Source organism: Streptomyces sp. McG3 (assembly GCF_018619185.1).
Lineage (GTDB): Bacteria > Actinomycetota > Actinomycetes > Streptomycetales > Streptomycetaceae > Streptomyces.
Map to the genome: position 1 here is coordinate 1 of NZ_JAAXYC010000114.1, position 23399 is coordinate 23399.

Below are 23399 nucleotides of genomic sequence, written 5' to 3' on the forward strand. Positions count from 1 at the left end.
CGGCGGCAGCGTCAGATGTGTATAAGAGCCAGGAGCCCACCGATCCGCCGGAGCCGGCTCCCTCGGCCTCGCCCGCCGCGCAGCTGCGGGCCCATGCGATGAGCGGACCGGAGTCCGCCCGGCCGTTGCGGACCCCGGAGGCATCGCCGCAGGTGGGGCCGGTTTAGCGGGGGGTCTTCGGGGGCTGGTTTGCGCAATGTGGGTGAGAGTGCGTATGGTGGTAGATCGTTTGATCCCATTGCCCGGCGCCGACACAGAAGAGCGCCGTGTGGCGCGTACTCTCCCTTGCCGTGGCTGGACCGCATTGAGGCGGTCGAAATTGCGAATCACGGAGTTATGGGCGCGTGCCGAGACTCCGGAAGGTTTCGCATTTCGCATGTCAATTTCCAGTTCTGACCACACCGTCATGCCCGAGAACGTCGACAACGCCGAGCTCATCGAGCTCATCGAGGCCGCTGTGACCGAGGCCCCCGCCGGCGCGACCGCCCCGGCCGCCGAGAAGACCGTCGTCGCCGAGAAGTCCGTCGCGGACTTCATCACCGACGTAGCCGCCGACACGCAGGCCGACGCCCCCAGCGAGGAGATCGTCGCCCCAGCCGAGGAGATCGCCGCTCCCGCCTCCGAGATCGCGGACTCCGCCGAGGAGACCGCCGACGAGGCCGACGCCGAGCCGACCATCACCTTCGGCGACCTGGGTCTGCCCGAGGGCATCGTCCGCAAGCTCGCGCAGAACGGTGTGACCGCCCCCTTCCCGATCCAGGCGGCGACCATCCCGGACGCCCTGGCCGGCAAGGACATCCTCGGCCGCGGCCGTACGGGCTCCGGCAAGACGCTCTCCTTCGGTCTGCCGCTGCTGGCCTCGCTCTCCGGTGGCACCACCGAGAAGAAGAAGCCGCGCGGCATCATCCTCACCCCGACCCGTGAGCTCGCGATGCAGGTCGCGGACGCGCTGCAGCCGTACGGCGACGTGCTCGGCCTCAAGATGAAGGTCGTCTGCGGCGGTACGTCGATGGGCAACCAGATCTACGCGCTGGAGCGCGGTGTCGACGTCCTCGTCGCCACCCCGGGCCGGCTGCGCGACATCATCAACCGCGGCGCCTGCTCCCTGGCGAGCGTCCAGGTCGCCGTCCTCGACGAGGCCGACCAGATGTCCGACCTGGGCTTCCTGCCCGAGGTCACCGAGCTGCTCGACCAGATCCCCGGTGGGGGTCAGCGGATGCTCTTCTCCGCCACCATGGAGAACGAGATCGGCACGCTGGTCAAGCGCTACCTCTCCAACCCGGTCACGCACGAGGTCGACAGCGCCCAGGGCAACGTCACGACCATGTCGCACCACGTCCTCGTCGTGAAGCCGAAGGACAAGGCGCCGGTCACGGCCGCCATCGCCGCCCGCAAGGGCCGCACGATCATCTTCGTCCGCACCCAGCTGGGCGCCGACCGCATCGCCGAGCAGCTCATCGAGTCCGGCGTGAAGGCCGACGCGCTGCACGGCGGCATGACCCAGGGCGCCCGTACGCGGGTCCTGGAGGACTTCAAGAAGGGTTACGTCAACGCGCTCGTCGCGACCGACGTCGCCGCCCGCGGTATCCACGTCGACGGCATCGACCTGGTCCTGAACGTGGACCCGGCCGGTGACCACAAGGACTACCTGCACCGCTCGGGCCGTACCGCCCGCGCCGGCAAGTCCGGTGTCGTCGTCTCGCTGGCGCTTCCGCACCAGCGCCGCCAGATCTTCCGCCTGATGGAGGACGCGGGCGTCGACGCCTCGCGCCACATCGTCCAGGGCGCGGGCGTCTTCGAGCCCGAGGTCGCCGAGATCACCGGCGCCCGTTCGCTCACCGAGGTCCAGGCCGACTCCGCGAACAACGCCGCCAAGCAGGCCGAGCGCGAGGCCGCCGACCTGACGAAGCAGCTGGAGCGCGTCCAGCGCCGCGCCGTCGAGCTGCGCGAGGAGGCCGACCGCCTGGTCGCCCGCGCCGCGCGCGAGCGGGGCGACGACCCCGAGGCCGCGGTGGCCGAGGTCGCCGCCGAGGCCGAGGCCGCCCTCGTGGCAGCCGTCTCCGTGCCGGAGCAGCCGGCCGCCCGCGACGAGCAGCGCCGCGACGAGCGGGGCAACTTCGAGCGCCGCGACAACCGCGGTGGCGACCGTGGCGGCTACCGCGGCGGCAACGACCGTCGTGACGACCGTCCGTCGGGTGGCTTCCGCTCCGGTGGTGGCGACCGTCGCGATGACCGTGGTGGCCGTTCGTTCGAGCGTCGGGACAACGACCGTCCGGCGTTCAACCGCGACCGTCGTGACGAGCGCCCTTCGGGTGGCTTCCGCTCCGGCGGCAGCAGTGACCGTCGGGACGACCGTGGTGGCCGTTCGTTCGAGCGTCGGGACAACGACCGTCCGGCGTTCAACCGCGACCGTCGTGACGAGCGCCCTTCCGGTGGCTTCCGCTCCGGCGGCAGCAGTGACCGTCGGGACGACCGTGGTGGCCGTTCGTTCGAGCGTCGGGACAACGACCGTCCGGCGTTCAACCGCGACCGTCGTGACGAGCGCCCTTCCGGTGGCTTCCGCTCCGGCGGCAGCGACCGCCCGTTCAACCGTGACCGTCGTGACGACCGCCCCTCCGGCGGCTTCCGCTCCGGCGGCGGCAGCGACCGCCCGACCGGTCGTCGTGACGACCACCGCGGCGCCAACACCGGCACCAACACCGGTTCCTTCGGCCGCCGCGACGACAAGCCGCGCTGGAAGCGCAACGGCTGACCCCCGCCCGGCCGACAACCGGCCGAGCAGGTCCGCCTGACAGACCGGCAGGGCCCGTACGCCACCGAACCGACTCGGTGGCGTACGGGCCCTGTTGCTGTCCGGAGACCCGGAGTTCCACCGCGTTCGAAAAGACGTTCCCCGATGTGGAGATCCTGTTAAGATCCGCACACTCGTGTGGGGGGACCGCCGGGGAGCGAGCCCGGGACTTTCCACGCCGGACACCGTCGACCGTTGCTGAGAGATCGCGTCCCCCCGCGCCCACTGTCTTCCACGGGGAGGAACCCGAGTGGCTCAGCGTGCCCTCACGAACGGCGTCGTCGCCGCGGCACTGGTTCTGTCGGTCACCGCGGGGCTGGGACCGACGGCCACGGCCTCGACCCCGGCTCCCGCGAACGTCCCGACGGCCCTGGCGGCGCCCGCGGCGGCGGACCCGGTGGTCATCCCGCCCGCGATGAGTAACTTCGTACAGCCGTTCAACTTCGCGGCCGTCGGCCGCCAGCGCGGCGCCGACGGAGCCGGAGAGGCCGGCGTCTTCCACCGGGTGTCCGGTCCTCCGAGCGGCTATGTCTGGACCCGCTTCGCCGACGGGCGGACCTTCCCCGCCGGCCCGTCCGGAACCGCACCGATCGACAAGGTGCACGGCACGGGCACGGACACGATCGTGTACCAGCGGGGGAACACCTTCGAGCTGCGGGACATGGCGGCCGGCACCACCCGCACCCTCACGCTCCCGGACGGACTGCTCTTCTCCGGCGTCTTCGGCCGTACGGTCGTCGCGGTCAGGATCGCGCCGGACGCCACGGGCGACACGCCCCGCGCGGCGGACGAGGCGCATCTGCTGGACGTGCGCGAGGACGGAACCGTACGGGACCGCACGGTTCAGGGACTGCCGGCCGACACCCGCCTGCTGCACGCCGACTCGGCCGTGGCCGGGGACAGCACCTCCGTGGCACTGCGCTACGTCACCGGCGGCGCCGCCACCCTGGCACTCGTCGACGTGGCGGGCGCGCGGGTCGACCAGCGGCTCGGTGCGGGGGTCAAGGCCTCGGGGAACGCGTTCGTGCTCTCCCCCCGGCACCTCCTCTTCTACGTGGTGGGCACCGGGACGACCATCGGGGTGCTGCCCCGGTCCGACCTCGGCGGCACCCCGCGGATGATCACCTCGGTGCCGCCCGCCGACCGCTACTTCTCCTCCCTGCGCGTCGTCGGCGACTGGCTGATCCACAACCGGGGCAACGGCTTCCCCCTCATGGCCACACCGCTCGACGGCGGCGCGCCCCGCGTGCTGCTGAAGGCCGCCAAGGACGACATCGCAGCCGTCGAGGACGGTTCCGCGATCGTCGTCGGCGGGGCGAGTGGCCAGGGGGGCGACCGCGAGTGGGGTGCCCACCGGATCACCGAGGGCCCGGGCGGCGTTCCCGCGCTGGAGCGGGTGATCGACCTCGCCCCGCTGCCACAGAAGATCCAGGGGATCGGCCTGTCCGGCGGGCGGCTCACCGTGGCGGACAGCAGGGTCTCCAACGTCCGCCGGGCCACCGTGCGCACCTTGAGCCTGTCGGGGACGCCGTCCTACGGACCGCAGGTCCCGGCCCGGATCACGTTCGACACCGCGTGCGGGCCGGAGGACCCCGACTGCCACGCGATGTTCGGTGCCCTCGACGGCGGTGTCACCTTCCTCGCCCGGCGGGACGGAGCATCCGGCGACGAGGTGCGCTCCTCCGAGGGCAGTTCCTTCATCACCGGCGCCTCCGGCGGCACCCTCACGGACGCCGACGGGGAGTACGCCGTCTACACGAACGAGGCAGCGGGCGTACAGACCGTCTACCGGGCGTACGGACCGGAGAAGATCCTCACCCGCAAGCCGGTCGCGTCCGCCTTGTGGGAGCAGACGCTGTGGAGCGCGGCGGAGAAGCCGGGCACCGTGACGGAGATGGTCCTGACGACGGGCCGCACACGGCAGACTCTCGACCTGGGCACCGGCTGCGCACCACGCGAACTCCAGGCGCTGGGCCGCTGGCTCTACTGGTCGTGCGGGGCGTCCGGCCCGGCCGGGGTGTACGACCGGACGACGAAGAAGTCGTTGCCCGTCCCCGCCGACGAGGCCCTGCTCGGCGACGGCTACCTGGTGCGTCACGACAAGGCCGCCGGGAAGCTGGTCCTGACCGACCTGGTGACCGGCATCGGCACGGGGACGGCGCCGGAGCGGGTCGTCGGTGACCTGCCGGCGACCGAGAACGCGCAGCGGCGGGTGGCGTGGACGGTCGACAGGCGTGGCGGGCACGTCGCGTACGTGGATGCCGGCCAGCGGGTGCACGTGGTGCCGGCCGGTGTGCCGGCGCAGTCGCTGTGGGTCCATGAGGAGCGTTCGGAGAGCTGGCCCTCGGGGGAGAGCGGGCACTGGTCCTACCACGCCCGGCTCTCCCGGCCCGTGGCTTCCTGGAAGGCGCGGCTCGTCGACCGGCGCACCGGCAGGACGGTCCGTACGCTCACCGGCGGCGAGGCCCGCGACGTCCTGGCGGTCGACTGGGACGCCCGGGACGGCAGCGGCAGGCTCGTGGTCAACGGGACCTACGACTGGACGCTGACGGCGCAGCCGGCCGACGGCCACGGCCCGGCCCTGAACAGGTCCGGCGAGGTGAGGCTCGCCCATGCGGCCCCCGCCTGGCGGGACTTCGGCGGACGGGACGCCCTCGGCGACCTCTTCGTGGTGGTGGAGGACCAGAGCCTGGGCATGCGCCGGGGCAAGCTTCCCGGAACGGTCGGCCCGTACACCGGCTACTTCGGCGTCCTCGACGCGGCCGCCACCGGCATCGTGCCCACCGGCGACCTGCGCGGCGACCGCTGCAACGACTACCTGGTCGTGAACAGCGACGGCGCCCTGTACCGGCTCGACGGCACCTGCGACGACGACGGTCAGTACGGTTTCCTCCACGACCCGGAGAAGATCGGGACGGGCTGGAAGGCGTACGACGTGTACTCGCCCGGCGACCTCAACGGAGACGGCGTGGCCGACGTGCTGGCCCGTCAGAAGTCCACCGGATCCCTGTACCTGTACGCGTCGGACCGGGCGGGCAAGCTCAAGGCCGGCGTCCTGGTCGGCACGGGCTGGAAGGGCCTCACGGTCGTCGGAGCCGGGGACCTGACGGGCGACGGCATCGGGGACGTCCTGACGCGCGACTCCTCCGGGGTGCTGTGGCGGTACGCCGGCACGGGCGCCGGAAAGCTGGCCGCCAAGCAGCGGATCGGCTCCGGCTGGAACCAGTACAACGCGATCGCGGCGGTCGGCGACATCACGGGCGACGGCAGGAACGACCTGTTCGCCCGGGACAAGGCCGGGGTGCTGTGGCGGTACGAGGGCAAGGGCAACGGGCTGTTCGCCCCCCGCGAGAAGCTCAGCCCCGGCTGGCAGGGCTACCTCTCGCTGTTCTAGCCGCCGGCCGGGCCCCGGCGATCCACTCGCCGCGGGCCCGGCGTCCGGTGACGCCGTGCCGGGACGCGAATCGGATACCGCCTCGGCCGCCGGGCCGGGGACGGCTATGCTCGTGGAGTGATCTCCCAGGGGCCGTTAGCTCAATTGGTCAGAGCAGCGGACTTTTAATCCGTTGGTTGTGGGTTCGAGTCCCACACGGCCTACCGGTCACAGGGCGAGGGAAACCCCCTCCGCCCCGATGCGAACGCCCCGGCCCGCCAAGGCGGGCCGGGGCGTTTCGCTGTGCGCGGGCTCTCACGTACGTACCGGCCCGAGGGCCTCAGTCGCGGCTGCCGGCGAGAGTGGCGTAGACGACGACGTTGTCGGCGTAGCGGCTGTCCGCCTCGGAGTAGTCGCCGCCGCAGGTGATCAGACGGAGCCCGGCGTGGTCGAGGTTGCGGTAGACCTCGACCGTCGGGAACGCGTCCTTGGGGTACACGGCGGTCCGGTCGACGGTGAACTCGGCCGTACGGCCGTCCGCGCGGCGGACGATGATGCGGTCGCCGGGTTCGAGCGCGGCGAGCTCGAAGAAGACCGCCGGTGCGCCGTCCCAGGTCACATGGCCCGCGATCACCGCCGGCCCCATGGCCCCCGGCGTCGGGCCGGGTGTGTACCAGCCGGCCTTGTCCGGGTCGCGCGGGGTGTCCATCGCCCGGTTCTCACCGAGTCCCAGGTCCTCCAGCGTGGAGTCGACCTTCAGGGACGGGATCGTGATGCCGACGGGCCGGGAGGAGGGCAGGGCGGCCACGGGCGGCCTCTCCCGGTCTTTGCTCCCGCTCCCCTTCTCCGGTGGCGCGGACGTCCCCGCGTGGGGTGGGGGCGTCCGGCCGGCCGGTGCCCCGGAGCTCCCCTTGTCGGCCGCCGGGGGAGGGGCGGGCTGCTGGCGGCCGGTTCCCAGGGCCAGCAGCAGGGCCGCGACGGCGGCGGTGAGCACGAACGTCCGCCGCCGTCCGGGTGGTGGCGTGGGCCCGTCGGCCGGGTCCGTCGCGTTCATCGGGGGTCACCTCTCCCTGGTCGCTGCCGCTGCGGAGCCCGGTCGGGCGCGGGGGCGGCGGTCGGACGCCCTGCCCGCCGCGCCCTGGCCGGGCCGGGTCGGTCAGGCGTCGTGCCGGGCTTCGGCCGTAAGGGTCCTGCGGCGTACGGCGAACAGTCCGCCGGCCGCGAGCAGGGCGGCGCCGCCCGCCGCCAGGAGCCCCGGCGACTCGACGCCCTCCGTGCTGCCGCCACCGGTCTCGACGCCGCCCGCCGGCATGGAGCCGACGGCCGCGCCCTTGACCATGCCGCAGTTGGCCGGAGCGGTGGCCTCCTGGGGAAGCTTCGGGTCGAGCTCGCTCTTGCCCGCGCCGAAGTCGTACGTCCCGTCGTCGTTGCGGTCGATGCCGTGCTGCACGACGTGCAGGTCCTTGAGGTGGTCCGCCACGTCCTGCGAGACGGTGATCGTGCGGGAGTACGACAGCTTGCCGTCCTTGTCGGCGACGGGCATCCGGTCCACCGCGAGGCCGCTCTTCTTGGACGTGTCGCCCTTCGTCGTCAGGGAGATGTTGATGTCCCCGTACATCGGCAGGCCCTCGGCGGTGGTGACGATGCCGTCGCCGTCCTTGTCCGCGCTCTTGTCCGGGCAGCGGAAGTCGTGGCCGTCGGTGGAGCCGTGGATGTGCTGGGCGTGCGGCTGACCGGGTACCAGCCCCTGTGCGTCGATCTTCACGGTCAGCTTGTCGCCCTCCAGGCTGACCAGGGCGGCACCACTGGCGCCGGAGTCGTTCAGCTGCTCCAGGTCGATCTGGTACGTGTCGCCGTCGGCCGCCTTCGTGGTGCCGGCGGGGTGCCCCTCGTGCGCCAGGGCGGGCACGGCCACCCCGAGGGTGAGCGCGGCGGGCAGGACGAGCAGTGCGGCGAGGCGAGTTGTACGGCGGGCTATCACGAAGACGCATCCCCTTCCGGAAGTTCCGGCGCGGGGCCGGAACAACGTTCGGTCGCTGATGTCGTCTATTCGGAGCCGTGGCTCGGGCGGATTGGCCCGAGCACGACAAACTTCCGCGGTCCCCCGCCCGCCGCGGGGTCGGTCAGGCGGGGACCTCTGCCGCCTCGGGCTCGATGGAGCGGCGCCTGGCGAGCAGCACGATGATCAGGACGGCCTGGAGGACGATGATCAGGGCCATGCCCAGGGAGGCCTGGGGCTCCTCGCCGACGAGGTTGGAGAACAGGCTGGTGTCCCACAGCCCGTGGACGAGCATCGGCAGCAGGATGACGCCGCCGACGCGGAGGCACAGGTAGAAGAAGTAGCCCGACGTGGAGACGATGAGGGCCTGGAGGATGGCCTGCGCCCCCGCCCCGATGGCGTTGCTCAGGTGTACGAGGCCGAAGACGAGCGAGGAGAAGAGGGCGACCCTGCCCTCGGTGAGCCCGGCCCGGCGGAAGACCTGCACGCCGATGCCCCGGAACATGAGCTCCTCGCCCACGCCGACGAACAGGCCCAGCAGGAGCAGGCAGGCCACCAGGGAGACGCTCTGGTCGCCGAGGTGACCGTAGTTCAGGCCGAGCACGGCGACGGCCAGCATGGACGCCGGGACCCAGCGAACCCAGCGGCGAACGGGCGCGCGGTAGTGCAGGATGTCGCCCCACCAGCCGAGCCGGGTCACGACGGCGGCGGCGAACACGATCGACGCCCCGATCGGGATCAGCGCGTTGCGCACGAGGGATTCCGTGGTGGGGAACGCGCTGTCGGAGGAGCCGGTGTCCACGCCGGTCAGCAATCCCAGGCCCTGGATGATGCCCGCGTACACGGCGACGATCACCAGGAACCACGGCCACGCCAGCCTTCGCCCCGGCCGGCCGTCCCGTATCGCGCCCGGCCCGTCTGCCGCGCCTGTCCCGTCCCGCACCACGTCACCCTCTTCTCCGATGGCGCGCGCTCTGCCGCCGCTCCGCCTGCCGCAGCCATACGGTCGGGTGCGGACTTTCGTAAAGATCTCATGCGGAACAGGGCAAAAGCCATGGAGGGTCCCCCCCGGGCCGGTGTTCCGGACCCGGGCCCGGTGGAGCTCCGCCGTCATTGGTCAAAGGCGCGCCGGGAATGCCGTAGAGTTGTGTTTACCGACGCGGGGTGGAGCAGCTCGGTAGCTCGCTGGGCTCATAACCCAGAGGTCGCAGGTTCAAATCCTGTCCCCGCTACTGAAGACCCGGGCCCGGCACGCACAGCGTGCCGGGCCCGAGTCGTTTCCTGGTGCCGTGATGGTGCGGCTTGACCTTGACGCAGCGTAAAGATCTAGCGTTTCCGGCATGGAGTGGTCCATTCAGGAAATCGCCAGACAGGCCGGCACCACGAGCCGCACGCTCCGGCACTACGGAGACCTCGGTCTCCTCACGCCGAGCCGGATCGGCGGCAACGGCTACCGCTACTACGACCAGGACGCCCTCGTCCGGCTGCAGCGCATCCTGCTGCTGCGGGAGCTCGGTCTTCCGCTGCCCGCCATCAAGGACGTGCTCGCGGGGCAGCGGGACACGGCGGCGGCGCTGCGGGCGCATCTGCGGCTGCTCGAACAGGAGCAGGCGCGCATCGGTCGGCAGATCGCCTCGGTGCGGACCACTCTCCACAAGACGCAGGAGGGGATGGAACTCATGGCCGATGAAGTGTTCGACGGCTTCGACCACACCGCCCACGAGCAGGAGGTCACCGAGCGCTGGGGCCGGGACGCGTACGAGGAGGGCGACCGCTGGTGGCGTTCGCTCGGGGACGAGCGGAAGAAGGCGTTCCAGGACGAGCACGAGGCCATCGCGCGCGCCTGGGGCCGGGCCAGGGAGGCGGGGCTCGCCGCCGACGGGGCCGAGGCGCAGGACCTCGCGCGGCGGCACTGCGCGTGGCTGTCCTCGGCCAAGGCGCCCAGCCGTTCGTACGTGATCGGGCTCGGCGAGATGTATGTCGCCGATCCCCGCTTCGGAAAGAACTACGATCGCTACGGGGACGGCACCGCCGCCTTCGTACGGGACGCACTGACGGTATACGCGGAACACCGGCTCTCCGACTGACCACGGAAGGCCGGACCGCCGTCCGCCTTCCCCCTATCCGGCCGATGCGGAGTAGCCGCTCGGCGCGGCTCCGGGAAGCCTGGGCGGGGCGCGGTACCGTCCGCAGCCGTGGGTGGACCGGGCAGGAGTGCACAGGTGGGGATGGCCGACGAGCGGCGCAGCGGCACGGCGGGGAGTTTCGACGCCGTGGGCCGGGTGGTGTTCGGGTCCCGGGAGGGCCAGCTGACGTCCGACGGGCGGCGCACCGGGCGGTTCGTCCGGATGCTGCCCGCCCTGCTGATCCTCGGCGGGCTGGTGTTCGACTCGCTGGCTCCGCCCAACTTCACGGCGGTCCCCCTGTTCGTCGCGGCCCCGCTGGTCGCGGCGCCGTTCTTCTCGAAGTCCCGGACCGTCCGTACGGGGATCGCCGCGGTCCTCTCCGTCATCGCGATGCGGCTCTCCGACGGGACGTCCACCCAGGTGGTCCCGGTCATCGAGATGATCACCGTTCTCACGGGCTCGGTGCTGGCCCTCGTCATCAACGGCGTCGTACGGCGCGGCAACGAGCAGCTGGCCTCGGCCCGGGTCATCGCGGAGACCGCCATGCGGGCCGTGCTGCCGACTCCGGCCGAGCGGATCGGCGGGCTCCAGGTGGCCGCGCGGTACGAGGCGGCGCAGGCCGACGAGTTCGTGGGCGGCGACCTGTTCGCCGTCGCGGACACCCCGTACGGCGTACGCGTGGTGGTCGGCGACGTCCGCGGCAAGGGACTGGACGCCGTCGAGGCGGTGGCGGTGATCATCGGGGCGTTCCGGGAGGCGGCCGAGCAGGAGCGCTCCCTGGAGGGCGTCGCGCAGCGGCTGGAGCGGGCGCTGGCCCGGGAGGGGACGCGGCGGTACGGGCTGGACGCCATGGAGGGGTTCATCACCGCCGTGCTGGCCGAGATCCCGCCTGGTTCGGCCTCGTTGCGCCTCGTCAACCGGGGTCACCCCGAGCCGATCCTGCTGCACGCCGACGGCGCCCTGGAGGTGCTGGCGCCCTCGGTGCCCGCCATGCCGCTGGGGATGGACCTGGGGGTGTGGCCGGACCGGTCCGACGAGTGGGCGATGCCCCCGGGGGCGACGCTCCTCGCCTTCACGGACGGCCTGTCCGAGGCCCGGGACCCGAACGGGGTCTTCTACGATCCGGCGGCCCGGCTGCGTGGCCGGATCTTCCCGGGCCCGGAGGAGCTGCTGTCGGCGCTGACGGACGACGTGCGGCTGCACACCGGCGGGCGCACCACGGACGACATGGCGCTCATCGCGGTCGGCCGGCCGGCGGAGGGGCAGCCCGTGCGCCGGACGACGGTGAAGATCGTGGGCCGGGGCGACGGCGCCGGGCGATGACCGGGCGATGACGGGGCATCGGCAAGACGTCGGCGGGGCGTCGGCGGGGCGATGACCGCCGATGACACGGTGCGTGATCGAAGGGCACCGCTCCGCATAACATTTGACACACCATCAGAAAAAGTGATGTCGCCAAGTCGCGGCCAGGTCGCCCGATTCCACCCGCTTGTGACCCGTACATCCCCATCGTGTTCGTTAATGATCAACAGGAACAGCTTGGAATCGGGCCCGTCTGTCTATTAACGTTCGATAACGCAGCGCGGTCGTCACAGTCGTCGTCAGAGACGACGCCGCGCGCGAGCGCCGAATTCCGCAAGGGAACCGGGGAACCACCTACATGGGGTGAATCGGACGCCTGCGTCTCGTGAGAGACGGAGGGGCCCGTAGGAGACCTTCCTGCTCCGAACCCGTCAGCTAACCCGGTAGGCGAGAAGGAAGGAAAGGAGTGCGCCCACGTGGCGTCCAACAAGCCTGCCCCTGAGGCCCCGTCACCCTTCAGTGCCGACGCCTTCGGTGGCGAGGAGCGCACCTGGGAGGAATGGAACCCCACCGCGGAGTCCATCCGTCCCGTGCGCGGCAAGCACCGCGTGGCCAAGCAGCGTGGTCTGGCCCGCAGCTCCACCGTCCTCGGGGTCGGTGTCATAGCGGCCGTCGGTGCGGGCGGTATGGCCACCGCCCAGGACAAGGCACCGGTCTCCATCTCTCTTCCCGATTCCATCGTGGACAACCTCCCCGACGCCAAGTCCCTTCCCGGCGTCGGGACTTTGATGTCCGACGAGGCCGAGCCCGCCCCGGTCGCCGCGTCCGCGCCGCTCACCACCGCCGGCCTCACCACCGCCGAGGCCCAGCAGGGCACCGACGCGGGCGAGGCGCTGCGCGCCCGGATCCTGCAGCAGGCCGAGCAGCAGCAGGCCAGCGCCGACGCCGAGGCCAAGGCCGCCGCCGAGAAGGCAGCGGCCGAGACCGCCGCCGCCGAGGCCAAGAAGCAGCAGGACGAGGCCGAGGCCGCGGCCGCCGCGAAGAAGAAGGCGGCGGAGGAAGCGGCGGAGAAGAAGAAGGAGGCCGAGCGGCTCGCCAAGCTCGCCGCCAGCTACTCCCTTCCCACCTCCTCGTACACGATCAGCTCGACCTACGGTCAGTCCGGCGCGATGTGGTCCTCCGGCCAGCACACCGGTCTCGACTTCGCCGGGTCCACCGGTGCGCCGCTCAAGGCCGTGCACAGCGGCACGATCACGTCGGCCGGCTGGTCGGGCTCGTACGGCTACCGCACGGTGCTCCAGCTCGATGACGGCACGGAGATCTGGTACGCCCACCAGTCCTCGATCGATGTCTCGGTCGGCCAGAAGGTCACCACCGGCCAGACCATCGGCCGCATGGGTGCCACCGGCAACGTGACCGGCACCCACCTCCACCTGGAGGTCCGCACCGCGGGCGGTTCCGCGATGGACCCGCTGGCCTGGCTGAACAGCAAGGGCCTGAACGTCTGACCTCACGGCCCCGCGGCCGACGTCTCCGTCGCCGCCCCGCAACCCCGGCAGCCCTGACGCACACCCCCCGACGTCAGGGCTGCCGGTCTGTCCGCGGAAGTACGGCCCGGTGGGCGACGGAATACCTTCCCCGCCCCGGCCCGTTGAACATCCACATGACTTCTCCGCGCACGCTCGGCAGCTCCGACCTCCAGGTCTTCCCCCTCGCCCTCGGCGGCAACGTCTTCGGCTGGACGGCGGACGAGGACCAGTCCTTCGCCGTCCTGGACGCGTACGCCGCGGCCGGCGGCAACTTCATCGACACCGCCGACTCGTACTCCGCCTGGGTGGAGGGCAACGAGGGCGGTGAGTCGGAGACCGTCATCGGCAAGTGGCTCGCCTCCCGCTCCAACCGGTCCGACATCGTCGTCGCCACCAAGGTCGGCGCCCACCCCGAGCACCGCGGCCTGAGCGCCGGCACCATCAAGGGCGCGGCCGAGGCATCGCTGCGCCGCCTCGGCACCGACCACATCGACCTCTACTACACCCACTTCGACGACGAGACCGTCCCGGTCGAGGAGATCATCACCGCCCTCGACCAGCTGGTGAAGGACGGCAAGGTGCGGCACATCGCCGCCTCCAACATCAGCCCCGAGCGCCTGCGCGCCTCCCTCGACTTCTCCGAGCGCGAGGGCCTCGCCCGGTACGTCGCGCTCCAGCCGCACTACAACCTGGTCTCCCGCGACACCTACGAGGGCGACCTCCAGGACACCGCGGCCCGCGCCGGCCTCGCCGCCGTCCCGTACTACGCGCTCGCCTCCGGCTTCCTGACCGGCAAGTACCGCCCCGGTACGACCGTGGAGAGCGCCCGCTCCGCGAAGGCGGGCGGCCACCTGGAGTCGGAGCAGGGCCGCAAGGTGCTGGCCGCCCTCGACCGGGTCGCCGGGGAACGGAACGCCGAGATCGCCACGGTCGCCCTCGCCTGGCTCGCCGCACAGCCGACCGTCGCCGCCCCGATCGCCTCCGCCCGTACGGTCGAACAGCTCCCCGCCCTCGTCGCGGTCGCCGACCTGCGGCTGACCGACGGCGAACTCGCCCTGCTCACCGAGGCGTCGGCCTGACGGAGCCGGACGCCGCCGCCGTTCGCGGACACCGAGGCCGTGGCTGTTGCTACGCCGGCGGGCGGCGGTGGCTGGGCGGCGCGCTGCCGTACGGCTGGGGCGGTGGGTAGGCGGCGGGGCCGTATCCCGGTGTGTGCCCGGGCGGCTGTCCGTACCCGGGCGGCTGTCCGTACCCGGGCGTGTGCCCGTGCCCGGGGCTGTGCCCGTACCCGTACCCGTACCCGTTTCCGTACGGCGTCGGCATGGGGTGGCCGTGGTGGGCGCGGTGGGTGCCCGGGTGGGCCGTCAGGCGGGCCGCGTGGGTGAGGGCCGGGGCCGCGAACTCCCGGCGCTGCCAGAGGTGGTGCAGCAGCTCCCGCTCCCGCGCGCCGAAGTCCGGGCCCACCGCGCCGTGGCGGGCCCGGCGGCGCAGCCCCGCCAGGGACGTCGCGAACGACTCGTACTCCGCGACCGCGCGAGCCGCCGCCCGGCCCCGCGTCCGGTCCGGCTGCCAGTGGCGGGCCAGGTCGCGGGCCATGCCCCGGGCCCGCATGGAGGAGAGCGCCGACGGCTCGGCGGGGGTGAGCCAGCCGGCCGCCGCATAGGCGGGCAGCTCGGCCGCGAGGGTCCGCAGCTCCCGCTGGCGCGACCAGATCGCCAGCCAGGTCACCAGGCCGAACGCCGGGACCATGACGATCCCGTACACCGCGTAGAAGCCGTACGGTCCGAACGCCGACGAACCGTTCCACAGGGCGTGCAGGCCCATCGCCAGGAGCAGTCCCAGCACCGGCAGGGCGATCCGGCGGACCCGGTGGCGGCGGGCGCTGACGGCCGCGAAGCCGAAGCCGAGGCCGGTGAGGACCGTGAACAAGGGGTGCGCGAACGGCGACATCACGATCCGCACGAAGAACGTCCCGGCCGTCACCGAGGCGAACCCGGAGCTGCCCAGCTGCTGGTCCTCGCCGAAGGCGTTGCCCAGATAGAGGATGTTCTCGGTGAACGCGAAGCCCGTCGCGGTGAACCCGGCGACGACGACGCCGTCCACCACCCCGCTGAACTCCCGTCTGCGGAACAGGAAGATCAGCAGGACGGCCGCCGCCTTCGCACTCTCCTCGACCACGGGGGCGATCACCGTGGCCCCCAGGGTGTCGGCGCTCGCCGGGTCGGCCGTCGCGGTGGCTATCCAGCGCGTCGCGAACGAGTTGGCGATGATCGCGACGAGCGCGGCGGCGCACGCGCCCCAGGCGAAGGAGAAGATCAGATTCCGCCAGGGGCCCGGCTCGACCCGGTCGAGCCAGCGGAAGGCGGCCATCAGGAGCGGCACCGGAAGCACCGCGAGGCCGAGACCGACGAGGAACCCCTCCGGGCCGGTCTGTTCGCGGACGAGGGCGAGGATCACCAGCCCGCACAGCACGAGCGCCACGATGACGGCCCCGGCGCGGAACACCTTGCTGCGCCACACCATGCCGACGCGGCGCGGCCGGTAACGTCCTCGGCCGCGCTCCGGCGCGGCGCCCAGGACCTCGTCGAGCCGCTGCGCATGGAGGACCGGGACGGCGGGTCGCGCCTGCTGATGCTGCACGGAGGGGTCGGACACCTCTCGACCCTAACGAGGAGCACCGACACCCGGCGACGCCGCATCCGGCCAGGACGCGGCCGTACACGGTGTGTCAGACGCGGGCGAACAGCAGGTCGTGGACGACGTGGCCCTTGTCCAGCCCCTGCCCCTCGAAGCGGGTGAGCGGCCGGAACGCGGGGCGCGGGGCGTATCCGCCGTCGGCCGCGGTGTTCTCGAAGCGGGGGTGCGCGGTGAGCACCTCCAGCATCTGCTCCGCGTACGGCTCCCAGTCGGTCGCGCAGTGGACGATGGCGCCGGGCTTCAGCACCGGGGCCACCAGGTCCAGGAACTCGGGCTGGATCAGACGCCGCTTGTGGTGCCGGGCCTTGGGCCAGGGGTCGGGGAAGTAGACCCGCAGGCCGTCGAGCGACTCGGGGGCCAGCATCTCGCGCAGCAGGATGACCGCGTCGCCGTTGGCCACCCGTACGTTGGTCGAGCCGGCCTTGTCCGCGAGGCCCAGCAGATTGCCCTGGCCGGGGGTGTGGACGTCGACCGCGAGGATGCCGGTGCCCGGGTCGTCGGCCGCCATCTGCGCGGTGGCCTCGCCCATGCCGAAGCCGATCTCCAGGACGACGGGCAGACCGTCGAAGAGGTGGGCCAGGTCCAGGACGCGCTGTCCGTCGATGTCCAGGCCCCACTTCGGCCACAGCCGCTCCAGGGCGTCCTGCTGGCCGGTCGTGACCCGGCTGCGGCGCGGCTGGAAGCTGCGGATCCGGCGCTCGTGGTGCGAACCGGCGGGGTCGGCGGCGGGGCCGCCGGGGAAGCGGGGCTCCTGGCGCAGCCGGCGCGCGCGCTCGAAGGAGGCGGCCCGCAGCGCGGCGGCTTCGTCGGCCGTGACATCGGTCGCGGCGTCGGCGAACGGGTCGGCGAGCGCGTCGGCCGCCGTGGAGCCGGTCGGCACGGTGCCGGCGGGCGCCGTACCGGGCGCGTCGTCGTCGGTGGCTTCGTCGGGGGTGGGGTTCATGGGCTGCTCAGACACAATGACCGGATTCTACGGCGGGCGGCTTCCACCCCGTCCCCTGAGCCCGGCGCAGCGCGAGCCGTGCCACCTCCCGGCCGATGGGCAGGCACGCCGTCGCGGCGGGCGACGGGGCGTTGAGCACATGCACGGTGTGCGGGGCCTCGCGGATCAGGAAGTCGTCGACCAGCGTGCCGTCCTTCAGCACCGCCTGGGCCCGGACCCCGGCGGGCGACGGGCGCAGGTCGTCCTCGGTGACGGCGGGCAGCAGCCGCTGGACGGCCCGGGTGAAGGCGGACCGGGACAGCGAGCGGTGCACCTCGCCCGCCCCGTACCGCCAGTGTCTGCGGGCGATGCGCCAGGTGCCCGGCCAGCTCAGCGTGGACAGCAGTTCGGCGGGGCGGACCTGCGGCCAGGCGTATCCCTCGCGGGCCAGGGCGGGGACCGCGTTCGGCCCGACGTGGACGGAGCCGTCGAAGCCCCGGGTGAGGTGGACGCCGAGGAAGGGGAACGCCGGGTCCGGCACCGGGTAGACCAGGCCGCGCACCAGCTCGGGGCGGGCCAGCGCGTAGTACTCGCCGCGGAACGGCACGATCCGCACCCCCGGGTCGTCCCCGGCGAGGCGGGCCACCCGGTCGCAGTGGAGGCCCGCGCAGTTGACCAGCACCCTGGCCCGGACGACCGTGCCGTCCGCCGTGCGCACCGCGACGCCCCAGGGGCGCCGGTCTATCGCGGTGACCTCCGCGCCGTACCGCACGATGCCGCCCGCGGCGGTGACCTCGGCGGCGAAGCGCCGGGCGACTGCCGTGAAGTCGCAGACGCCCGTCGTGCCGACCCGGATCGCCGCGAGGCCCCGGACCTCCGGCTCGTACTCCGCGATCTGGGCGGGGCCCAGCTCCCGCACGGGCAGTCCGTGCTCGCGGCCGCGCTGCACCAGGCCGTGCAGCCGGGGCAGCTCGGAGCGCTCGGTGGCGACGATCAGCTTGCCCGTGGTGGCGTGGGCGATGGAGTGCTCGGCGCAGAAGTCCGCCAGCTCGGCGGAGCCGCGCAGCGCGTACCGGGCCTTGAGGGAACCGGGGCGGTAGTAGATGCCGCTGTGGATCACGCCGCTGTTGCGGCCGGTCTGGTGGCGGGCGGGGCCGCCCTCCTTCTCCAGGACCGTCACCCGGGTGCCCGGCGCGGACCGTAGAAGCGCGTACGCGGTCGACAGACCGACGATCCCGCCGCCGATCACCAGCACATCGCAGTCGTACGCCGCGTGCGTCATCATCACGCCACCTCCCACCCCGATAGTGCACTGACCCACTGACAACCGGCTCAAACCCCGGCCGGGCAGGGCGTGGCGCACACTCCGCCCGGATCCGCCCGTACCGGCCCCGCTCAGCCGGGCCGGGCCGGCCCCGCTCAGCCCGGGGTGACCAGCAGCGGGCGGGCCCGTTCCCGCAGCTCCGCGACGCGGGGCTCGTCCCCGTACGGCTCCAGGCGGTGGAGCAGATCGCGCACGTACTCCGTGGTGCGGGCCGAGGAGATCCGGCCGGCGACCTCCACCGCCCGGGTGCCCGCCGCGCAGGCCGCGTCCAGATTGCCCGACTCCAGCTCGGCGACGGCGGAGACGACGAGCCGCAGTCCGTGGCTGCGGACGAACTCCTCGGTCGGCCGGGACAGCGCCTGCTCGGTGAAGCGGCGCACCTGCCGGGGGGCCTTCAGGTCGCGGTAGCACTCGGCGGCGTCGGCGGCGAACCGGTCGTAGCCGTAGAAGCCGAGCCAGGACGGGTCGGAGTCGCCCGCCCGGGACCGCTCCAGCCAGCTCTCCGCGCCCTTGAGCGCGGCCCCCGCGGCCGGTGCGTCGCCGGCCTTCGCATGGGCGCGGGCCTCCACCAGCCGGAAGAAGCTCATGGTGCGGGCGGTGGCGAGACCGCGATTGCGCTCGACGGCGGCCTGGGCGAGGTCGACCCCCTCGTCGGCGAAGCCCCGGTAGGTCGCCTGGAGGGACATCGAGGCGAGGACATAGCCGCCGAGCGGGACGTCCGCGGCGGCCCGGGCCAGGCGCAGGGCCTGGATGTAGTAGCGCTGGGCGGCCTCCTGCTGTCCGGTGTCGAAGGCCATCCAGCCGGCCAGCCGGGTCAGCTCGGCGGACGCGCCGAACAGGGCCCGTCCGACCTCGTCGGTGTACGAGCCGAGGAGCAGCGGTGCGGCGTCGACGCGTAAACACTCGGGAACCATGGAGGAGCGCCAGTCGCCGCCGCCGTACTTGGAGTCCCAGCGCCGGGCGTCCTGCGCCGCCTCGCGCAGCTTCGACACATCGCTGTGCCCGACCCGCAGCGGTGAGGCGTCCGCCACCGCCTCCGGGCCGGGCTGGAGCGGGACGGAGCCCGCCGCGCCGGGGGTGGAGCCGCCGGTGTGGAGGATGTGTGCGCCGCGGGCGTCCGGCGCGGCCCCCGGTCCGCGGGCGCCGGCCCCGCCCGGGCCTCCGGATCCGCCGCCGCGCGCGCCGAGGATGGCGGCCTGTGCCGCCGTCGGGTCCCGGGCCACCGACGGATCGGCGGGGGTTATCAGCCAGCGCGAGGCGGGCGTCGCGTAGGCGCTCACGGAGAACGATCCCGCCAGGGACTGCCAGATCCCGCCGCCGCCCCGCCGCCCGGCCAGATCCAGCCGGTACAGCTCGGTCGCCGACCGGACCGCCTCGCCCACGTCCCGGGGGAAGGCGAGGCCGACCTCCGGGGCCGGGTCCGCGTCGGCGAGGCCGATCTCGTGCAGCGGGACCGGCCGGCCGAGCTTGGCCCCGATCGCCGCCGCGATGAGATGCGGCGCCGCGCCCTGCGGCACCATTCCCTTGGCGACCCACCGGGCCACCGAGGTCTTGTCGTAGCGAAGTGTCAGACCGCGCTGTGCTCCGAGGTCGTTGACCCGCCGGGCGAGCCCGGCGTTACTGATTCCCGCGAGGGCGAGAACCGTGCCGAGCTTCTCGTTCGGCCCGCGTTGCTCCCTGGACATGCGCCACCCCTCGACACACAGACAGCCGCCGCGTCACCGAGGACGGCGCGCGGCATTCGTACCGATGCCTCCCCAGGTTCGAACCTCCGTACTCCGCCTGCACACGCATGTGGCCGAGCCCCGAGGAATATGCCCCCCTGCTGAGAACACCAGTAAACACAGCGTAGTTCTCCCTATCCCTACCGTTAAGGGGCAGACGTCCGGATGGCGGGATTGTTGTCCGTGCGGGCGGTCCGGGCCGCCCGCACGGTGGCGCGCGGGCCGGGGTGCGGCGTGCTCCCGGCGTGTGGCCGTGCGCCCGGCCGTGCGCTCTGGCCCGGCGATCGCCGGAACGCTTCTCTGGGACCTGCGTGGGTCGGCCCGCTGCACTGGACTCAGTGGGCTGGGGGAAACCGCCGCTCCATTCCCCGCGGGCGGTGGACCGGTCCGGGAGGTGAGGCCCACCTCCCGGACTGTGCGTGGAAGGGTCCGCCGGGGGGCGCGGCACGACCTGCGCGCAGGGTGGCGCTTCGAGAGAATGGCCGAATAGCGACGGTCCGGTGAGGGTCTGGCCAACAGTCCGACTATGGCCGGATATCGGCGCTGTTTCCGGGCGGCGCCGGCCCCTCCCCTGTCACGGGGGCGGGCCGGGGCGGCGCGGGGACCGGACGGCCCCGCCTCCGCAACTCCCGGAACCGGCGGTTCCGTTGCTGTCGTCGCGGTGAAGACCACGCCGGGCCTTTGCCAGGGGCGCATGCTCTTCCGGCGTGCGCTGCCCGTACACCCTCTCCTGCGGCATTGTCGTGGCAGCATGTCCCGCAGCGGCGCTTCGCTCGTCAAGTGCGCCGTTTGTCCACAGCCTGTGGAGGCGGCGATGCGTTGGTTGGTGGGATGGAGCAGTATCGCCGCGAGCTTCGGCACCGTCGGCGCCGTCGGAAACGGCGGCGAGGGGCGCACGGTTCACCCCGTGGGCTCCCAACTCCTGTGGGGAGACCCGGATCCGCTCTGGGCGGTCGGCGACTGGCGGCCCGACGAGATCCGCGTCATCGGCGTCGCGACCCCCGAAGGCGCGCCCACCGCCCGCCTCGCGGTCCTCGGCTGCTGCGGCGCCACCGACGAGCAGCTGCGCGTCGGACTGCTCGCCGCACGCGGCGGCGCGATGCGCCATCTCACCGCCTGGCCCGGCAGCTACACCGCCGTCGTGCAGATCGGCCGCCGCATCACCGTCGCCGGCGACCTGGCAGGCGCCCGGCCCGTCTTCCACACCCCCTGGGCCAACGGCACCGCCTTCGCCACCGCCGCCCTGCCGCTCGCCGACCTCATCGAGGCCCAGCTCGACATCGGGCACCTCGCCGCCCTGCTCGCCTGCCCGGAGACCCCCGAGGCACTCGGCGACGGCACGCCCTACGTGGGCGTCAAGCGGGTCCCGCCGGGCCACGCGCTCATCCTGCGGGAGGGCTCGCGGGAGATCACCGGATACGAGGCCGTCGCCTCGCTCGCCGTCGCCGCACCCCAGGCCGACCCGGTGCACGCCGTCGAGGGCGTACGGGACGCGCTCGTCGAAGCCGTACGCGCCCGGCTCACGGCCCCGCGCCACGCGCCGGAATCCCAGCCGCCGGACCCGGGGCCCGTCCCCGGCATGGGCCCCGCCGACCGGCGCGCGGCCCGGGGCGGACCCGTGGCGGGCATCGGCGCCGACCTCTCCGGAGGCAGCGCCTCCGCCACCCTCGCCCTGCTCGCCTCCGGACTGCCCGGACTCCCCGGCACCCTCCTCGGCCACGGCACCGGCGCGGGGGAGCGGCTGCTCGCCGTCACCTTCAACGACCTCACCACCCGCGGCAACGAGGACGAGCTGGAGCGGGCCCGCGCCATCGCCGCCAATCCGCGCCTGCACCACGTGGTCGTCGCGGCGGGCGAAGAGGCCCTGCCGTACGCCTCGTTGGAGACCGGTGCGCTCACCGACGAACCGGCCCCCTCCCTCGTCCTCGCCGAACGTCACCGCCGCCGGCTCTCCGCGGGCAGCGCCGACCACCTCGTCGGGCACGGGGCCCGACAGGTCCTGGACGCCCACCCGGCCCGCCTCGCCGACCTCCTGATGGACCGGCGCAGACGCCATCTGCTGCGCCCCGTCGCCGCCCTCACCAAGGCCGAAGGCCCCACGGCACACTCCCTGTTCGTCCCGCTGACGGTCTACCGCGCCGCCCGCCGCCTGGCCCGTACGTCGTACCGCACCGGCCTGGAGTCCGCCGCCGGACTCCTCCCCGACGCCAACCGTTACGCCCCCGACCTCGCCACCCCCGCCGACGCCTCGCTCGCCGCCCTCGCCTGGTCGCGCCCGGGACCGGCGGCGCGCTGGCTGACCGGGGAGGCGTTGGCCGAAGTATCGGTTCGTCTCCAGGAGGCGGCGATCCGGCCCGCCTCCGTGCAGCGCCCGGGGGAGGCCCGGGCCCGCGCCGCCCTCGCCCGGGGGGCCGCCGACCACCGGATCCTGGAACAGGCCGCGGAGATCCGCAGCCAGCGCCTGCACGCCCCGTTCCTCGACAACCAGGTCGTACGGGCGGCCCGCGCCCTGCCCGAGTCGCTCCGCGTCCAGCCCGGCGCACGGGCCGCGATCCTGCGCCGGGTGCTCGGCGGGGCGGGCATCCACGATCTGCCGCCCGGCTGGGGCACGCCTTCCCAGGCCACCTCCACCGCCGTCACCCGCACCGGCCTGCGCATCGCGCTGCCGGACCTGATGGCCCTCTTCGACGCCCCGTTGCTGGCCGACGCGGGCCTGGTCGAGGCCCGGGTGGTCCGCAAGGCCCTGCGCGCCGCCTCCGAGGGCGAGCCGCTGCCCCTGGACGGCCTGGCGGACCTGGCCTCCACCGAACTGTGGCTGCGCCGCCTGCTGGCCCGGCGCGGCACCTGCTGGACGGGTACCGCCGCTCCGCGCCAGCGCGCGGTCGCGGGCGGTGTGACCCCCGCCCGGCGCACGCTCCAGCCCTGACCGGAACAGACTCCGGTCCTGGCCGGAAAGCGACGCCGGGAAGCGGTGTCGGGAAACGGTGTCGGGAAGCCCGGCCGGGGCGTGCGTACGGCTCAGGCGCAGCTGATCCGGGACTCCGCCCAGTCGGCCAGGGCCACCCCGCCGAACGGCGTCTGAGGCTCCACCACGAGGCGGATCGAGGACTGGCCGGCGATGCTCACGCTCACCGGGACGGCGGGATCGCCGCCCTCCACCACCGGAGAGCGCCACAGCCGGGCCCCGTCCCCGTCGAACACGGAGAAGCGCACCGCGCCGAGCCCCATGGTCAGGTCGTCCACGCCGACCATGGCCTCGTAGCGCGTGCACGCCCGGTTCAGCTGGATGGTCACCGAGGAGCGGGCGTGCACGGTCACCCCGTGCGCGTAACGGGTGGAGGCGATGGACACGTTCGAACGCTGCCAGATCCAACTGCTCCGCCCCATCACGACCTCCGGCTCGCTCCGGTCGCCGAACACCGAGTACGCCAGCTCGCTGAACCGGTACACCTCCGGGGCGGGCGGCGGCGTGGGCTTCGGCGGCTTCGGCGTCGGCTTCGGGGACGGCGGCGGGCTCGGCGCCGGGGGCGCGGGCTTCGGCGGCGGCTCGGGCGAGGGCGTGGGGCTCGGCGTCGGCGTCGGCTTCGGCGCCGGCGCAGAAGGGGCCGGGGG

15 protein-coding genes, 2 tRNA genes and 1 riboswitch are annotated in these 23399 nt (G+C 73.3%); of the genes, 9 read left to right on the plus strand and 8 right to left on the minus strand.

Going from position 1 to position 23399, the window contains the following annotated elements; all coding sequences use genetic code 11:
* Nucleotides 1-406: 406 nt before the first annotated feature.
* From HET64_RS19540 to HET64_RS19550, 3 genes are all read left to right on the plus strand, one after another.
* Nucleotides 407-2752, plus strand: a complete 2346-nt coding sequence (locus HET64_RS19540; RefSeq protein WP_215107360.1) for a DEAD/DEAH box helicase — start codon at nt 407-409, stop codon at nt 2750-2752.
* Between the two features lie 289 nt (nt 2753-3041).
* On the plus strand, nt 3042-6185 hold the full coding sequence (locus HET64_RS19545; RefSeq protein ID WP_215107363.1) for a VCBS repeat-containing protein: 3144 nt from the start codon (nt 3042-3044) through the stop codon (nt 6183-6185).
* Between the two features lie 129 nt (nt 6186-6314).
* Nucleotides 6315-6388 (plus strand) — tRNA-Lys (locus HET64_RS19550).
* 116 nt (nt 6389-6504) lie between these two features.
* On the opposite strand, the gene HET64_RS19555 is transcribed toward HET64_RS19550, so the two are convergent.
* The 3 genes from HET64_RS19555 to HET64_RS19565 all read right to left on the minus strand — a co-directional run bounded on the left by HET64_RS19555 (nt 6505) and on the right by HET64_RS19565 (nt 9106).
* Entirely contained in the window at nt 6505-7218 is a 714-nt protein-coding gene (locus HET64_RS19555) for a class F sortase (protein WP_215107365.1), read from the minus strand.
* Nucleotides 7219-7320: 102 nt separating this feature from the next.
* Complete coding sequence (locus HET64_RS19560) at nt 7321-8145, minus strand: hypothetical protein (RefSeq protein ID WP_215107367.1); 825 nt, start codon at nt 8143-8145, stop codon at nt 7321-7323.
* Between the two features lie 142 nt (nt 8146-8287).
* The gene (locus HET64_RS19565; protein ID WP_215107369.1) at nt 8288-9106 is read right to left on the minus strand and encodes a CPBP family intramembrane glutamic endopeptidase; all 819 of its coding nucleotides are present in this window, start codon (nt 9104-9106) and stop codon (nt 8288-8290) included.
* Nucleotides 9107-9321: 215 nt separating this feature from the next.
* Between HET64_RS19565 and HET64_RS19570 the strand changes: the two genes are divergently transcribed.
* From HET64_RS19570 to HET64_RS19590, 5 genes are all read left to right on the plus strand, one after another.
* A tRNA-Met gene (locus tag HET64_RS19570) sits at nt 9322-9395 on the plus strand.
* A gap of 108 nt (nt 9396-9503) precedes the next feature.
* On the plus strand, nt 9504-10250 hold the full coding sequence (locus HET64_RS19575) for a MerR family transcriptional regulator (RefSeq protein WP_215107371.1): 747 nt from the start codon (nt 9504-9506) through the stop codon (nt 10248-10250).
* A 141-nt stretch (nt 10251-10391) separates the two neighbouring features.
* Nucleotides 10392-11612, plus strand: coding sequence for a PP2C family protein-serine/threonine phosphatase (locus tag HET64_RS19580; RefSeq protein ID WP_215107389.1), 1221 nt, complete (start codon nt 10392-10394; stop codon nt 11610-11612).
* Nucleotides 11613-11903: 291 nt separating this feature from the next.
* Nucleotides 11904-12056: riboswitch (cyclic di-AMP (ydaO/yuaA leader) on the plus strand.
* Nucleotides 12057-12067: 11 nt separating this feature from the next.
* A complete protein-coding gene (locus HET64_RS19585; RefSeq protein WP_215107373.1) occupies nt 12068-13099 on the plus strand; it encodes a M23 family metallopeptidase in 1032 nt (343 codons plus the stop codon).
* 155 nt (nt 13100-13254) lie between these two features.
* Complete coding sequence (locus tag HET64_RS19590) at nt 13255-14199, plus strand: aldo/keto reductase (protein ID WP_215107375.1); 945 nt, start codon at nt 13255-13257, stop codon at nt 14197-14199.
* A 49-nt stretch (nt 14200-14248) separates the two neighbouring features.
* Here HET64_RS19590 and HET64_RS19595 read toward each other — a convergent pair whose 3' ends face one another.
* The 4 genes from HET64_RS19595 to HET64_RS19610 form a co-directional block, all read right to left on the minus strand.
* The gene (locus tag HET64_RS19595) at nt 14249-15775 is read right to left on the minus strand and encodes a PrsW family intramembrane metalloprotease (RefSeq protein WP_215107377.1); all 1527 of its coding nucleotides are present in this window, start codon (nt 15773-15775) and stop codon (nt 14249-14251) included.
* Nucleotides 15776-15848: 73 nt separating this feature from the next.
* Nucleotides 15849-16775: a tRNA (guanosine(46)-N7)-methyltransferase TrmB gene (gene trmB / locus HET64_RS19600; protein ID WP_215107379.1), complete on the minus strand. Its 927-nt coding sequence runs from the start codon at nt 16773-16775 to the stop codon at nt 15849-15851.
* A complete protein-coding gene (lhgO, locus tag HET64_RS19605) occupies nt 16768-18024 on the minus strand; it encodes an L-2-hydroxyglutarate oxidase (RefSeq protein ID WP_215107381.1) in 1257 nt (418 codons plus the stop codon). The genes trmB and lhgO overlap by 8 nt, the downstream gene beginning before the upstream one ends.
* 134 nt (nt 18025-18158) lie before the next feature.
* Nucleotides 18159-19748 (minus strand): sporulation protein, encoded by a 1590-nt coding sequence (locus HET64_RS19610; protein ID WP_215107383.1) that lies wholly within the window; start codon nt 19746-19748, stop codon nt 18159-18161.
* Between the two features lie 853 nt (nt 19749-20601).
* Between HET64_RS19610 and HET64_RS19615 the strand changes: the two genes are divergently transcribed.
* Complete coding sequence (locus HET64_RS19615) at nt 20602-22713, plus strand: asparagine synthase-related protein (RefSeq protein ID WP_215107385.1); 2112 nt, start codon at nt 20602-20604, stop codon at nt 22711-22713.
* 92 nt (nt 22714-22805) lie between these two features.
* Here HET64_RS19615 and HET64_RS19620 read toward each other — a convergent pair.
* Nucleotides 22806-23399 (minus strand): NPCBM/NEW2 domain-containing protein (locus HET64_RS19620; RefSeq protein ID WP_215107387.1); only part of this gene is annotated, 594 nt, incomplete at its 5' end.

Bases quoted from the DNA above. Each gene is read 5' to 3' on its own strand.
- HET64_RS19540 (WP_215107360.1), top strand. From the start codon at position 407: ATGCCCGAGAACGTCGACAACGCCGAGCTCATCGAGCTCATCGAGGCC.
- HET64_RS19555 (WP_215107365.1), bottom strand. From the start codon at position 7,218: ATGAACGCGACGGACCCGGCCGACGGGCCCACGCCACCACCCGGACGG.
- HET64_RS19575 (WP_215107371.1), top strand. From the start codon at position 9,504: ATGGAGTGGTCCATTCAGGAAATCGCCAGACAGGCCGGCACCACGAGC.
- HET64_RS19580 (WP_215107389.1), top strand. From the start codon at position 10,392: ATGGCCGACGAGCGGCGCAGCGGCACGGCGGGGAGTTTCGACGCCGTG.
- HET64_RS19590 (WP_215107375.1), top strand. From the start codon at position 13,255: ATGACTTCTCCGCGCACGCTCGGCAGCTCCGACCTCCAGGTCTTCCCC.
- lhgO (WP_215107381.1), bottom strand. From the start codon at position 18,024: ATGATGACGCACGCGGCGTACGACTGCGATGTGCTGGTGATCGGCGGC.
- HET64_RS19610 (WP_215107383.1), bottom strand. From the start codon at position 19,748: ATGTCCAGGGAGCAACGCGGGCCGAACGAGAAGCTCGGCACGGTTCTC.
- HET64_RS19615 (WP_215107385.1), top strand. From the start codon at position 20,602: ATGCGTTGGTTGGTGGGATGGAGCAGTATCGCCGCGAGCTTCGGCACC.